Raw genomic sequence first — 14255 nt, 5'->3', positions numbered from 1 at the left:
CGATGGTACTGCACCCGGGAGGGTGTGGGAGAGTAGGTCACCGCCGGCCCTTAAACAAAGAATATGGTTATGCCCCACGTACCGCCGTCATGGTGGTGCGTGGGGCATTTCCTATACCCACACCCCCTCTTTCTGGCCCACACTTGGCCAAGGGATCGACGGCATCCACTCCGCATCGTCGACGACATGAGCTCATAACGACTCTCGTTAAGGACTATCTGAACAGCCTCGCTCACGCGGGGTAAACAGCCCGCGCCATAGGTTCTGTGTGCACCACAAAGCCCTCAAACTTAGGACTTCACTTACTCGTGTGATCGTGAGCGAATACGTCCTATTCTCAAGACGCGCTACTGCTTCTTATGGTCGCCACCACCGTGGCGCCTATATTTGCCGAACTGCCACCACGCGAAGAACAACAACAGCACCGCAGCACACACAAAAGTCACCGCAGACGCTGCCGCCCCGGCAGCCACACTATGGAAACCCAGTGCCATATTTGCAGCCGCGCCGACGAAAAGAATCAATGCGGCAATCAGGTGATACTTCATAAGTGGCAGCTTTCTCGAATCACAGTGTTGCCTGCAGAGCTTTTATTCGTTGGCCATGGCAGCCAATGGTGGGATTTTCGCCGCCCGAATAGCCGGCCACAGCGCAGCCAGAACACCCACCACACCGGAACCGATAATCATCGTGGCCAATAAGCCCCACGGCACCCGAATATCCTCGGTGGCATCAAAAACCACGGACAAGAAGGCGTACCCCAAGGCCAAGCCCAGGACAGCACCGAGTAGGGCGCCAAAAATCGCCACCTGCACTGACTCCAATGTCACCATTAGCCGCAGACTCGATCGCTGCATACCAATAGCACGCAACATGCCAATTTCCTGGCGGCGCTCAATCACCGACAACGCCAACGTATTCAGAATGCCCAGCACCGAAATCACAATCGCTAAACCAAGCAACCCATACACAATGGTGAGCATGCTATCGACACCACCAGTAGCCAAGTCGGAATACTGGTTGCGGTCCGATACCTGCGGCACCACATATTGCTCCACCGAGTCCTCCAGTGGGCCGCGAGCACGCTCAATCGCCCGATTCAGGGATATGCCACCAGCCCCGGTAGCCACACCACCGTCAACGGCCACATAAATCTCCCGCGGAATCAGCCACGCCGGCCGGGCTTCCGGATTCACACCCGGAATTAACTTCGCCACCTCGGTAGAAATCATCGTCGGGGCCGTCGGGCTGTCATACGTACCGGTCACCGTCGTCTGCGCCATACCTGAGGGCGTCACCACCACAACAGGGGAGCCAACAGACCAGCCACGGCTTTCCGCAACACGCAAATTTATCGCCACACCAGCGTCGGGCTTGCTTAAATCAATATCCCCCGACTCCGGGGTAAGCGAATACCAAAAACCCAAATCGCCATCGAAGAAGGTCTGCATACTCGTCGTCAACCCAGCCGCGCCATCGAATCGCGGCAACTCATCAGGACTTAATTGAGCAGCCTCCTCCGGTGACAACAACAGTCCCGGAGCCAAATACGTCGAAGCCGTGTGCTGCACATGGTCGGTGGCCCGCACCGCATCAATAGTTCCCAGGGGCATATTCATCTGCGACTCGAATGGGGCGGCCACCACAAAATCGGCCTTCAAATTCTCGTCAATCCAGTCCGATAACGACGCCTTCATCGACGCGCCCAGCATGCCGACCGACGCAACCAGAGCAAGCCCCAACGTCAATGCAAAAGCAGTACTAGCCGCACGACGTGGATTGCGCTTCGAGTTCGTCGAAGCCAACCGGCCCGTCGCCCCAAATGGCATCCCGACGACCTTGCCGATCGCCGAGGCAATAATCGACGCCAACACCGGGCCCGTCAGCCACGCACCAATAATGGCCAACAGTGCGGCGATCCCGACCACACTGGCGCGCTGCGCAGTTTCTTCGGCAGGCATGGTCGTTAACGCAATAACAATCAGCGCGGCGGTGAGCACAAAAGCCACCGCGCCGGCAACAGTGCGCCCCAGCAACGGTTGCGAAGAATGGTCCCCAGAACGCATCGCCGCCACCGGCGGGGTAGCGCCCGCACGGGCAGCCGGCGCCCACGCACCAATAACGGTGATCAGCACCCCGGCGATAACCGGAATAAGAATCGACGACCAGTCCCACGAGATACCAGTCGAGACCATGCCGACGGTCTCCTCAAGCAACCAGGTCAGTGCGTACACCAAGCCGAATCCTGTGGCCACACCGATAAGGGAACCGACCAGGCCGACAAGTGCGGCCTCCACAATCACCGACCGAGTCAACTGCGAGCGGGAAATACCAATCGAGCGCAATAACGCAAACTCCCGAATACGCTGCGCCACCAACATCGCAAAGGTATTCGCAATGATAAATACGCCCGTGACCAGGCCAATCAGGCCGAAGGCCACCAGGAAGTAGTTAATGAAGTCCAGGCTTTCTGAGATAGCCGCACTGGTGCGCTCAGCCCGGGCAGCGCCGGTCTCAATCTCCAAATCCGGGTTCGCAGACACAATCGCCTGCTCAGCATCGGCGGCAGAAGCAGAATCAGCAGCACGCACCAACAGCATCGGCACCGACTGACCATCGGTGTACAGACTCCGCCACTGCTGCGGCGTGAGCAGCACCTCCGGCCGGGCGACAGCATCAGAATCAGCAATAATGCCCGAGATCGTCACCTCGGCCCGGTCCTTCGCCGTCACTACCGTGATGGTCTGCCCGATATCGAGCGCAGTGTCCTTCGTGGCGGCCTCATTAATGGCCACCTCACCGACCTCCCGCGGAGCCACCCCAGAGATAAACTCCTGCCGCTGGCCGGCGATAGTGGTGTCGTTGAACGGCTCCCCATGTGGCTGCGTGGCGGCGAAACCGACCTTCTTGCCCGCACTATCGGTGACAATAATGCTGTCCAAACCCGTTTTCGGGCGGGCCTGGGCCACCTGCGGCAACGCCTCGATAGCGGCGATCCGCTCGTCGGAAAGCACATGCGGGTCGGTCTGAGGTGGCTGCACCACCACGTCCACGCCCTCGTACTCACCAGCGAGCATGTCATCGAAAGTGGCCGATAAGGAACTGGTGAACACCAGCGCGCCGGTAATGAAGGCAGTGCCCAACACCACCGACAACACGGTGAGCACCAGGCGCACTTTATGGGCAGCGAGGTTGCGCAGACTAATCGTGCGCATCGGGGAACGGCTCATCGTTGCTCAATCGAGGTCATGTGCTTCAAAATGGTCTCCCGAGTGGGGTGGCGCAGGTCACCAATAATGCGACCATCAGCAAGAAACACCACACGATCCGCCCATGAGGCAGCCACCGGGTCATGCGTCACAATCACCACTGTCTGATGAATCTCATCAACAGCCGAACGCAAAATATTAAGGACTTCGCGGGAAGAATTAGAGTCCAGGTTGCCGGTCGGCTCATCACCAAAAACCAGCTGTGGTCGGCCCACCAACGCACGCGCACAAGCCACCCGCTGCTGCTGGCCGCCGGACAACTCCGCCGGCCGGTGATCCAGCCGACCGGACAGGCCGAGCCTGCGCACCACATCGTCGAACCAATCCGGGTCCAGCTTGTGGCCCGCAATATCGCTGGGCAACGTGATGTTCTCCCGGGCGGTGAGGGTAGGCACCAGATTGAAGGACTGGAAGACGAAGCCCAACTGGTCGCGGCGCAGGGCTGTCATCTCTTTATCGGACAGCCCGGTCAGTGTCGTGTCCCCAATCCGCACAGTGCCGGAGGTAGGTGCGTCCAACCCGGCCATACAGTGCATGAGCGTCGATTTACCCGAACCGGAAGGGCCCATAATGGCGGTGAACTCCGCCTCGAAGAACTCAACGTCAACATTATCCAGGGCCATGACGGCGGTATCTCCCTCGCCATAGCGTTTCACCAGCTCACGGGCAGTAGCCGCAGCCCGACGGTGCGGGGCGGCATGCCGGCCTGGGGAATCGTCTAGACCGGATGTGGCCTGGTTGCGATCATGCTCATCCGCACCGCGGTAACTATATGACGTCATACCGCCAGTATTTCATCCCTGCTGTGTTGGCACATGGAGCTGACGGGAAGCTCTGACGTGTACAGAATCACCCGAATCCGGATGCGTTAGCCGCATTTCGCGGCAGACCAAGTGCATGGGCTGGGTCGGGTCCTCATCCGCCACGGCGCTTACTGTCGGATACAGGGGGTCACCAATAATCGGGCAGCCCAACTCACACAGATGCAGCCGCAACTGGTGCGTGCGCCCCGTCAGTGGCCGCAGTCGCCACACCGCCACCTGTGGGTCCTCGGCGAGGGGACGCACTGATTCGATCACTGTGCGTGCATTGGGCTGCCCAGGCACCGTGAATGCCTGCAGCACACCGCGCACCTTGTCCTGCCGCGTCGCAATCTCGGTGCCATCGCAGATAGGTGTTGGCGGAGTTGGGGCGAGCGCCTCATAGATCTTCAGTACCGCACCGGGCGTGGTGAATAGTTGCTGGTAGGTGCGTCGCGCCTCCGGGCGGCGCACAAATACCAACACCCCCGAGGTCAACCGGTCTAGCCGGTGCGCCGGGACGAGGTCTGGCTCATCGAGGTGCCTGCGCAACCGCACCAGCGCGGTTTCAGTGATATGCCTCCCCCGCGGAGTAGTGGCAAGAAATGGTGGCTTATCGACGATGACCAAATCAGCGTCCGAATAAATGATTGGCATCGGCCCGGCGATCTGTGGCTCTGGGGCAGGAATCCGATAAAACCACAGGTCAGTTCCCGGTTTGAGCGGCTGATGTGGTGCAACTGCACGTCCCTTATTGTCCACAACGAGTCCGTCGGCAAAGCGACGCGCAATCGCGGCAGCATCATCGTCGGGATGTCGGTGCTGCTGGCCTTCCACCGCCGCCGTAATCAGCGCTAATGCCGTCGCCCCCGGCTCTGGGCAGCGCACCCGCGAAGCATTGAGCCCATCGCGGATCGGCAGCGGCGTGGCACGTCGGCGGGCAGGACTCATGACGGCAGACTACCGCCCGGCTGGACAGCGGGTAGACAGGAACCATGACCGCACGCCGTGTACCGCTATCCGTACTCGACCTCGCCCCTGTTTCCGAAGGAAGCGAGCCTGCCGACGCTATCGGCGCCACCCTCGGCGCCGCACAAGCAGCTGATCATGCTGGCTACCGACGGTTCTGGATTGCCGAACACCACAACACCATCGGTGTGGCCTCCTCGGCGACCGCAGTCCTCGTCGGCCAGATAGCGGGCAATACCGAACGGATTCGGGTCGGCTCCGGCGGAGTGATGCTGCCCAATCACGTGCCGCTGCGCGTTGCCGAGGACTACGGCACGTTGGCGACCATCTACCCAGACCGGATTGACCTGGGGGTCGGGCGCGCGCCGGGCACTGACCCCGCAACCGCGCAGGAGCTGCAACGCGGCGGCTCCGATATCCACGAGTTCGTCGCCAATATCCGCCAGCTGCACAACTATCTTGGCCCAGCCCAGCCAGGGGCACCGATTATCGCCTGCCCCGGCCAGGGCACCAACGTGCCGATCTACGTATTGGGGTCTTCCGCAGCCGGGGCCACGGTAGCCGCGGCGATGGGGCTACCACTGGCGATGGCAGCCCATTTCGCGCCATTCCAGCTGGCGGAGGCGCTGGAGATATACCGCGACCAGTTCAATCCGGATGCCCCAACTGCCCAGGTGGACCAGCCATACGTCATGGTTGGGGTCAACACCCTGGTTGCCGATACTGCTGCCGAAGCGCGCTATCAGTTTTCAGTGACAGAGCAGATGTTCATTTTGCTGCGCAAACGTGGCGGTCGGGCGAAACTGCCGCCGCCGACGCGCACTCCCTATGACATGACCAGTGACCGGGGCCGCCAAGCCCTGCAGGCTTCGCTGCGTTGTTCCTTCGTCGGGACCGAAGAAATGGTGGTCGATGGTTTAGCGCAATTCGCTGATGACACCGGCGCTGATGAGTTCATCACAGTCACCTATGCGCACGACCCGCAGGTGCGCCATGAGTCAATTGCCCGCCTCGGACAGGTGTGGCACGCCCAATAGGGGCACCAATTACTCCTGCTGAGGGATAGCCGTATGTCTGCGCCGGGGGTAACGTGGGGGATACGAAAGACCAAATGTGGGAGCCGCCGACCGGCTCCGCGGAAGGGAGCGGCAGCAATGCCCAAGCAGGACATGATTGTATGCGCCGTCGACGGTTCTGAGGCTGCGAAGGTCGCCGTTCGGTGGGCGGCCAACACCGCCGTCAAGCGAGGATTGCCGCTGCGCCTGGTCAGCAGCTACTCCATGCCTCAGTTCCTCTACTCCGAGGGTATGGTTCCGCCGCAGGAACTCTACGATGAGCTCGAGACCGAGACCATGGAGAAGATCAAGGAAGCCAAGAAGGTTGCCCTCGACTTCTGCCCGGATATTGAGGTCACCCACCAGATCGAAGAAGGCAGCCCCATCGACATGCTGCTCGACGTCTCCGAGGACGCCACCATGCTGGTGATGGGCTCCCGCGGTCTCGGCGGCCTGTCCGGCATGGTGATGGGTTCGGTCTCTGCGGCTGTGGTGTCCCACGCTTCCTGCCCCGTTGTTGTTGTCCGCGAAGACAATGACGTCAACGAGGAAGTCAAGTACGGCCCCATCGTCGTCGGTGTCGACGGCTCCGGTGTGTCCAAGCGTGCCGTTGAGTACGCCTTCCGTGAGGCAGACGCCCGCGGCGCGGAACTCATCGCCGTCCACACCTGGATGGATATGCAGGTCCAGGCTTCCCTGGCAGGTCTTGCCGCTGCCCAGCGGGAATGGAAGACCGTTGAAGAAGAGCAGCGCAAGATCCTCACCGAGCGCCTCGAGCCGTGGATTGAGAAGTACCCGGATGTGAAGGTGACCAAGGAGGTCAACCGCGATCGCCCGGTCCACGCCCTATGCGATGCCGCTGAAGGTGGTCAGCTCCTGGTGGTTGGCTCCCATGGCCGTGGTGGTTTCCGTGGCATGCTGCTCGGCTCCACGTCGCGCGCCCTGCTGCAGGCATCCCCGTGCCCGATGATGGTTGTGCGCCCGAAGGATGACGACAAGAAATAACGTCGGCAAGCAATAAAACACCGCGCCAGGGAGAAATTTTTCGCCCTGGCGCGTTGTGTATATACCGGCCAGATAAATTTTCCGGGCGATTGTCGAATCGTTAGCCTCCCGTTATCGGAGTTAACGCTAATCACCCTATACTGGCTCAAGAAACGACGTGGTTTCCGCAACCTGGAAATCCGCGCTTAACGAAAGGACTTCACAATGGATACTCTCATTCTCGCCGCCTCCGGCACCCCGGCCCTCGGCTTCCTTGGCTGGATCATCATCGGCGGTCTCGCCGGCTGGATCGGTTCCAAGATCATGGGCACCGACGCTCAGATGGGCCTGCTGCTCAATATCGTCGTCGGCATCATCGGTGGCTTCATCGGTGGCTGGCTGCTGACCCTGGTTGGCCTCAGCTCCGGTGGCTGGATCTGGTCCTTCCTGACCTGCCTCCTCGGCGCCTGCATCCTGCTGTGGATCGTCGGCCTGGTCGCCGGCAAGAAGTAACACACTACTTCGCGCACACCCCGCCAATCAGAGTCTTCGGACCTGATCGGCGGGGTTTTGCTATGAAAAAACAGCCTGGTTGTCGTGCCGTGGACGCAGGCAGGCGCGCGCCCGGCTAGACTGTAGCCTCTACGGGTACGGCAACACAGCCGACTACGAGATACATGTCGGATAGGCGGAAGGGATGGTCTTCACGGTGGCTGGGTCTACACGCGGCAAGGGCACCCGAGGCGCCCGGCGAGATCGCCCCAGCCCTCGGGAACGCCTCTTGGATGGCGCAACCCGGCTGTTCACCACCGAAGGCATCCGAGTCATCGGCATCGACCGCATCCTGCGCGAAGCCGACGTCGCCAAAGCCAGTCTCTATTCCCTCTTCGGCTCTAAAGACAACCTCGTCATCGCCTACCTAGAGCGCCTCGATGAGCAGTGGCGAGCCGCATGGACCGCCCGCGCTGAATCCGTAGACACCGCCGAAGAACGCATCCTGGCCTTCTTCGATGTCTGTATCGCCGAGCAACCCGAAATTGGTTTCCGCGGCTCGCATTTCCAAAACGCCGCCAGCGAATATCCCTTGCCGGAGACAGATTCCGAACGAGAGATCCGCAATACCGTCACCAAACATCGCGACTGGGTCAGCAGCACCATCCGAGACTTGCTGACCGAACGTGCCTGTCCTACCCCATCACTGCATGCCAATATGCTGATGGTCTTCCTCGACGGTGGCCTCGCCGGGGCGAAAATGTCCGGTGACCTTACCGCCTTGCAGACCGCCCGGGACCTTGCCCGGGACTTGCTGTACTCCGACCACTAGGCACCTGCGGTGGCCATTGCACCGTTAACAGCACCCCAGTGGGCTCATGAGTTGGTAATTCGCCTTGTTCGCTAGGCCGCATCCGCACCACTGTGGCGCGCATTCGGGCGACCTTACGCAGTCGAACAAGTTCATTGGCCCGCGCCGCTGCCCGGACATCGCGGCGCGCGCGACGCAGCGCCTTACGCTCGGCTCTGACCTTGCGGCTATAGTCCCGGAACTCGTCGGTCAACGGCATCCGCCGGTCTACCAGAATGGTCAGCAGGATTGCCTGGATAGTGGTCCACATATTGTTGGTGACCCAGTACATTGTCACCGCAATCGACGCAGGGCCGAAGAAACCGAAGATTAAAGGAAACAGCGCGCCAACAACAGCCAGGCCGGTGACGCTGGCAAAAAGACGACGCGAAAACGCTGATTCCCGGTCTAGGGTCTGGCGTGACCGAATCTGGCTGTAGATAAGGTTGCTGGTGGTAAGCACCGTGGCAATGAGAATCATGGGCACAGCAAGCGCCTTGACCTCGTCGCGAGAAATATCGAACCGGGCCAACACCTCAGTTGGCATCGAGATATACGTCGATAGCGGGACACCCCACAAATCGGAGTAAATGAATTCCGCTACTTGATCGGCGGGCAGGAAAGCCACTGAATGCGGTGCCTCACCATTGGCTGGGGCACGCGACATCATACGGATAAGCCGATACAGGCCGAGCAGAATCGGCAGCTGAATCAGTGGCATCAAGCAGCCCATACGGGCATTGACACCGGACTCGCGCTGTAAATCCTCCCGGGCCCATTTCAGGTATTTGGGGGCGTCCGGGTCCCCGTAGTACTGGTAGCGCCGTAGCAGGGCGCGCACTTTCGGGCGTAGCAGAACCATTTTCCGGCCTGAGGAGTACGCCCGGTATGCCAACGGCAATAGTGCTATTCGGACCATCGCGACAAGGCACAGAATCGACAGAATCCACGCAGTAGAGGCATCGAGATGTGCGATATCGGAAAAGAACCAGTGCCACATTCGCAGCAGAAGTGACACCGGGTAGGCAAAGATGGTGCCAATGAGGATCAGCGGGAAGAACACAATCTTCAGCGCGAACGTCACGATGCCCATTGCCTATATCCTTGCCGAAAAAGCCGAAACGCGCCACAGACACCCCTGGCCATAACTGATGCCTTACAGCATGGTGTGCCTGGGGTGTCTAGGCGCGCTAAGTGACGTTATTAGCTCCGGTGCGAAGCTTCGTACTTTTCGATGATGCTCTTGGACAGGGCACCACGGTCAGCAACGTCGAAGCCATTATTCTTGGCCCACTGGCGGATAATCCGGTTGCGGGTGCGGGTGGCGTTATTGGACTTGCTGCCCCGGCGCTGCTTGGGCTGCGGGTCGACCGGAGTGGCGGCCTCCACATAGGGCTTGAGAACTTCCTCGAACTTAGCGGCATTTGCCGGGGAAAGGTCGAGAACATAGTCCTGATTATTGAAGCCGAATCGGACGACCTTGCGCTGATCATCGTCGAGCGTCGAGCCATCGATATCGTCGATATAGCGAATGATTTCCTTGCGTGCCATGTCTACCTCCGTAAGCCTTTCGTAGTGCTAATCGTGCGCGATCGGTGGGTTGTTACAACCCTCTGCGTCGATCGGACGGTATGTAGCCCATTGTTTCGCAAATAAGTTGATAGTGCCAATCTATTTTGGGACCAATTTTTGTGGCGCCAGTATTGTATTCATTTGGAAATGAGGTTCAGAAATAGCTTTTGTAATAAGCGTAGAATCTACGCCAATGCTTAGCGGGGGCCGGGCACGGCCCCGATGACCCTTAGGTTTTTCCCGCACCGTTGTGAACAGCGGCTTTATGTCTTGTCGGGGCCTGTGCAACGGTAGTGCTGTGGGGCAATGAGAAGCGATGCCGATAACCCATGTGGAACTACCTGCACACAGCCGCATAGGTCGACGTGCATGCGTTTTACTTATGTCATCGGGGGTAAAAGTACCCCCGACACCGGGGTATGTGTCGGGGGGCAGCGTGGACAGCGCGATGAACAGTTAGATCATCCGAACGTTTTCACCACGGTGCTTCACATAGCTCGCAGCTGTGTAGAGCGGCTGATTCTGTAGTGCCTTGTCTTCCACAAGACGGTAATCCGCACGGACCTCATCCGGGGTTACGGTGATCTTGGCGTAGCCGTGGTGATCGAATTCAATCCACCGGCAATGTCGGTTCGCCCCACCCAAGCCGGCCTCAGCCGCCAGGCTAATCGGATTGCGCTGCGGGAGTTTGACGATGTCGTCAATATTCGGCGCCGAAACGGAGGTGCACACGAACTCTGCAGCAGCCACCCCAGAAGCCGGGTACGTCGCCGGCTGGATGGGCACATCGCAGGCCCAGGAGGAGTGGATATCACCGGTGAGGAAGATGACGTTGTCCAGGCCCTTGTCCGCCATCAGATTGATGACCCGGCGGCGCTCAGCGGCGTAGCCGTCCCACTGGTCGAGGTTATAGGGAACGCCCTGCTCGGGAAGTCCCAGCAGTTCTGTGACCGCACCGGTGACCTCTGGGTCCATCGGCGGAATGAGTACCGGGGTGAACATCACCGAATTGCCGACCAAATTCCACTGCGCATCCGAGGTGGTCCACCGGTTGGCGAGGTAGCTGAACTGCTCAGAGCCAAGCATGGTGCGGCTCTCATCGTCGGTATCGCCGATATTTTTAAACTCCGGGGCCTGATCGCGGTAGGAACGCAGGTCCAACATGACGATCTCCGCCAGATTGCCGAAGTTCAGGGTCCGGTAGAGGTGTCCGCCGTCTTTCAGCGCGGTGGCGCGCACCGGCATCCATTCCAGATAAGCCTGCAAAGCGGCGTTGCGGCGCTGGATATAGTCGCCCTCGGTTTCTGGGGAGTGGTTTTCCGCGCCCATAGCCCAGTCATCATTGGCGACCTCGTGGTCATCCCAGGTCACTGCCCACGGCTTAGCGGCATGGGCTGCCTGCAGGTCCGGGTCAGTGCGGTAGGTGCCGTAGCGCAGGCGGTAGTCGGCCAGGGAAATAATTTCGTGCGTGGGCTGGTGGACCCGAATGGGGCCAAGCTTTCCGGCGTATTCCTCGGTGCCGTACTCGTAGATATAGTCGCCGACGCACATCACCAGGTCGATATCGGGGTCATCGGCCATATCGCGGTAGGCGCTGAAATAGCCGGCCTCCCAGTTGGCGCAGGAGGTCAAGGCAATGCCGAGATAATCCGTGGCGGCGCCGAATGGCGGAGCGGTGCGGGTGTATCCGATAACCGCCTGGCCGGCGTAGGGGCCGTCGGCGACGACGAAGCGGTAGGCCATCCAGGTATCGGCGGGAAGTCCGGTGGCGTCGATTTTGACGGTGTTGTCGGCACCCGGGTCGGAGGTGACGGTGCCGGAGGCGAGGGTGTCGCTAAATGAATCGTCGGACGATACCTGCCAGACCAGGTTCACCGGCTTACCGACGCCCGCGCCGGGGCGGTCGTCGGCGTGCGAGGTGACTCGGGTCCAGATCAGGACAGCGTCGGGAAGCGGATCTCCGGAGGCAACACCGTGCTGGAAAACCTGGTGGTCTCCGGTGGTGTCGGCATTGCCGGCAGAATCCGGCGTGGTCGCTGCGGCGGGGCTAAGGACAGAAACCGGGATAAGTCCCGCGATGCCGGCGGCACCGCCGACGCGTAAGACATTGCGCCGTGACGTTGTGGTTCGGGTGAGTCCGGTGCCGGGGGCTGCGGCAGACCGACTATGGGCAGGGCTGGGCTGGAGATCTTCGATAGTCACGAAGATATTGCACCTGTTGTATTGAATTAGAACAACTCGGAACAAAACTCGTAAAGCCGTTCCGGGGGTGAGTTAGCCGGGAATTCATGTGCCGCTAACCTTCCGGTTAGCGAAAAGGCACCTCGGATCAACGAGGTGCCTGGGCCCGCCCAGGGGTGCTCCCCAGGCGGTGCGGTCGGTCTCCCGACGTGGCCGACGTTAGGGGCGAATACCCAACTTGGCGAGGATCTCGGCATCGATGCCATCAAGCTCACGGCGGATCGCGTCATGAGCGCGCTCACGCTGACGCGGCGGCATGTGGTCCGCATTGCGGATAGCGTCCTCAATCACGCCCACCCGGTCCTCAGCATCATTGGCGAAACCACTGGCATTAGAGACCGACGACTTCCGCAAACGCTCAATGGACTTGCGCACAGCGTCGGCACGCGCCAACAGCGCAGCACCATGACCACCGAAACGAGCGGCCTCTTCAGCAGAAACACCAACACGCTGGGCCTGGTGGGCCTGGCCACGGTTTTGCACCCAGGTAGCACCGAGGTAGAACAGCGGAGCGGCAACCGGAACCAGAGTGCGGGTCGCCATCGCCCAGCCGCGAGCCTTAGTCGGGCTGAACTGGGCCTTCTTCTGGTGCTCCAGGGCCTTCTCAGCCATCTTGGTCTGGTGCTTACGCTTGGCCTTCACGGCCTTCTGATCCTGCTTGTGCTGCTTCTTCTGCAGCTTGTCAAGCTTCTTCAGAGCCTTCTTATCGCGCTTGGACTCAGCCTTGGCCACACGCACGTTGGCCTTTTCCTCGGCCTTCACGCGGCGCCGACGAGCCTTCTGCTCATCCTTATAAGCCTCACGCACCAGCTTTGCGGTGTGCTTCGCCTCAGCCTTAGCCTTCGTGCGCACCTCCGACAGCACTCGCTTATTCTCTCGCCGACGGTCGCGGATATCGCCCAAGAAGCTCATGGAAATCCTGTTCTGGTCATCTCTGTGAGTAGCCCGCGCACGTACTTGCGCAGATTTCGTTACTAAGGGTAACCGCCAAACGCCCCAGCTGTAAGCCGTGCTCGTCAACGATCACCGTGCATGGAGCCAATTATGCCCCGGAATTACTTTTTCGCGGACTTCTTCCGGCCGGTCAGTCGAGCCGACCAGGTAGCTCGCGGAGCAAAGACCGGAGCGACCTTATTCAGCGTCGCCCGCTGCGCACGGCCTGTGTTCTCCCGCAGCAGCAGGCCGACCTGCACCAGACGCTCCTGACGGAAGGTCGCCAGCGGGGAGCGGTGCGCATTGCGCATCAGCGTCTTCACCCCAGCAAGCTGATCCGGGGAGCGCTGCGCCAGCTGCACAGCCAACTCGCGGGCGCGGGCCGACACGCTATCTGCATCCTCGGCACGGTGCGTTGCCAAACCGATCTCAGCGGCGCGATCCCCGCTTACTTCCTCCGCGGACATGGCCAGCCACGTGGTCTGGCCCGGCCCAACCGCGTCGGTTATCAGCCGCATCCCGGACATATCCGGGATAATGCCCCACCGGCCCTCCAGCACGGACCATTTCGCATCCGGAGCGGTGACGCGGATATCGGCACCGAGCGCGATTTGCAGACCGCCGCCATAACAGTGCCCCTGGACTGCGGCGATGACGGGAACCGGGACTCGACGCCACCCCCAGCAGGCGCGCTGGAAAATATTGACGCCGTCCCAACCGGGAATGAAGCCGCGGAAAGCCTCAGTGGGGTGAGACAGTGCTTTGCCGAAGTCCAAACCAGCACAGAATGAGGGGCCGTCGCCTTCGATAATGACCGCCCGGACCTCGCGGTCTTGTTTCAGGGTGCGGGAGATATCGCTGAGCTGGCGCAGCATCGTCAGTGTGAGGGCATTGAGCTTATCGGGGCGCGACAGGGTCACCACGGCGATGCGGGCGCCATCAATGCACTCCCAGCTCAAGCGGACAGTTCCGGAATTATTCGGCATGGCAGGCAGCCTAATGACTCGCACGGAGGTTCATTTACCAAATCCGCGAAGAAGTTTCACCGATCGGCAAAACCCCGGCGGCCTGCATGAGCAGGCAGCCGGGG

At 60.5% G+C, this 14255-nt stretch carries 13 protein-coding genes; 4 read left to right on the top strand and 9 right to left on the bottom strand.

What is annotated here, in order from left to right; translation table 11 throughout:
* Positions 1 to 347: 347 nt before the first annotated feature.
* Genes KRX51_RS09315 through KRX51_RS09300 form a run of 4 tightly spaced genes read right to left on the bottom strand, consistent with a single transcriptional unit; the run spans position 348 to position 5020 of the window.
* Positions 348 to 548, bottom strand: a complete 201-nt coding sequence (locus KRX51_RS09315; protein ID WP_218362857.1) for a hypothetical protein — start codon at positions 546 to 548, stop codon at positions 348 to 350.
* Between the two features lie 42 nt (positions 549 to 590).
* Positions 591 to 3230, bottom strand: coding sequence for an ABC transporter permease (locus tag KRX51_RS09310; RefSeq protein ID WP_218362856.1), 2640 nt, complete (start codon positions 3228 to 3230; stop codon positions 591 to 593).
* A complete protein-coding gene (locus KRX51_RS09305) occupies positions 3227 to 4051 on the bottom strand; it encodes an ABC transporter ATP-binding protein (protein ID WP_218362855.1) in 825 nt (274 codons plus the stop codon). Before KRX51_RS09305 ends, KRX51_RS09310 begins: the two co-directional genes overlap by 4 nt.
* Before the next feature lie 12 nt (positions 4052 to 4063).
* Complete coding sequence (locus KRX51_RS09300) at positions 4064 to 5020, bottom strand: pseudouridine synthase (protein ID WP_218362854.1); 957 nt, start codon at positions 5018 to 5020, stop codon at positions 4064 to 4066.
* Between the two features lie 44 nt (positions 5021 to 5064).
* Here KRX51_RS09300 and KRX51_RS09295 point away from each other — a divergent pair, with 44 nt between their 5' ends.
* From KRX51_RS09295 to KRX51_RS09280, 4 genes are all read left to right on the top strand, one after another.
* Positions 5065 to 6075, top strand: a complete 1011-nt coding sequence (locus tag KRX51_RS09295; RefSeq protein ID WP_218362853.1) for an LLM class flavin-dependent oxidoreductase — start codon at positions 5065 to 5067, stop codon at positions 6073 to 6075.
* Between the two features lie 117 nt (positions 6076 to 6192).
* Positions 6193 to 7098 (top strand): universal stress protein, encoded by a 906-nt coding sequence (locus KRX51_RS09290; protein ID WP_218362852.1) that lies wholly within the window; start codon positions 6193 to 6195, stop codon positions 7096 to 7098.
* A gap of 204 nt (positions 7099 to 7302) precedes the next feature.
* Positions 7303 to 7590, top strand: a complete 288-nt coding sequence (locus KRX51_RS09285) for a GlsB/YeaQ/YmgE family stress response membrane protein (RefSeq protein ID WP_218362851.1) — start codon at positions 7303 to 7305, stop codon at positions 7588 to 7590.
* Between the two features lie 184 nt (positions 7591 to 7774).
* Positions 7775 to 8401 carry a TetR/AcrR family transcriptional regulator gene (locus KRX51_RS09280; RefSeq protein WP_218362850.1) on the top strand — a complete coding sequence of 209 codons (627 nt, stop codon included), beginning with the start codon at positions 7775 to 7777 and terminating at the stop codon, positions 8399 to 8401.
* Here KRX51_RS09280 and yidC read toward each other — a convergent pair.
* From yidC to KRX51_RS09255, 5 genes are all read right to left on the bottom strand, one after another.
* Entirely contained in the window at positions 8343 to 9512 is a 1170-nt protein-coding gene (gene yidC, locus KRX51_RS09275) for a membrane protein insertase YidC (protein WP_218362849.1), read from the bottom strand. The two genes, KRX51_RS09280 and yidC, sit on opposite strands and share 59 nt — an antisense overlap.
* Positions 9513 to 9622: 110 nt before the next feature.
* On the bottom strand, positions 9623 to 9970 hold the full coding sequence (locus KRX51_RS09270; RefSeq protein ID WP_218362848.1) for an Lsr2 family protein: 348 nt from the start codon (positions 9968 to 9970) through the stop codon (positions 9623 to 9625).
* 477 nt (positions 9971 to 10447) lie between these two features.
* A complete protein-coding gene (locus tag KRX51_RS09265) occupies positions 10448 to 12193 on the bottom strand; it encodes an alkaline phosphatase (RefSeq protein WP_370625084.1) in 1746 nt (581 codons plus the stop codon).
* 198 nt (positions 12194 to 12391) lie between these two features.
* On the bottom strand, positions 12392 to 13144 hold the full coding sequence (locus KRX51_RS09260) for a DUF6474 family protein (RefSeq protein WP_218362847.1): 753 nt from the start codon (positions 13142 to 13144) through the stop codon (positions 12392 to 12394).
* Between the two features lie 143 nt (positions 13145 to 13287).
* Positions 13288 to 14151, bottom strand: a complete 864-nt coding sequence (locus KRX51_RS09255) for a crotonase/enoyl-CoA hydratase family protein (RefSeq protein WP_218362846.1) — start codon at positions 14149 to 14151, stop codon at positions 13288 to 13290.
* Positions 14152 to 14255: the final 104 nt, after the last annotated feature.

The sequence above is a fragment of the Corynebacterium sp. TAE3-ERU12 genome (genome assembly GCF_019209905.1).
Lineage (GTDB): Bacteria > Actinomycetota > Actinomycetes > Mycobacteriales > Mycobacteriaceae > Corynebacterium.
This window is presented reverse-complemented; position numbering and strand designations above follow the sequence as displayed.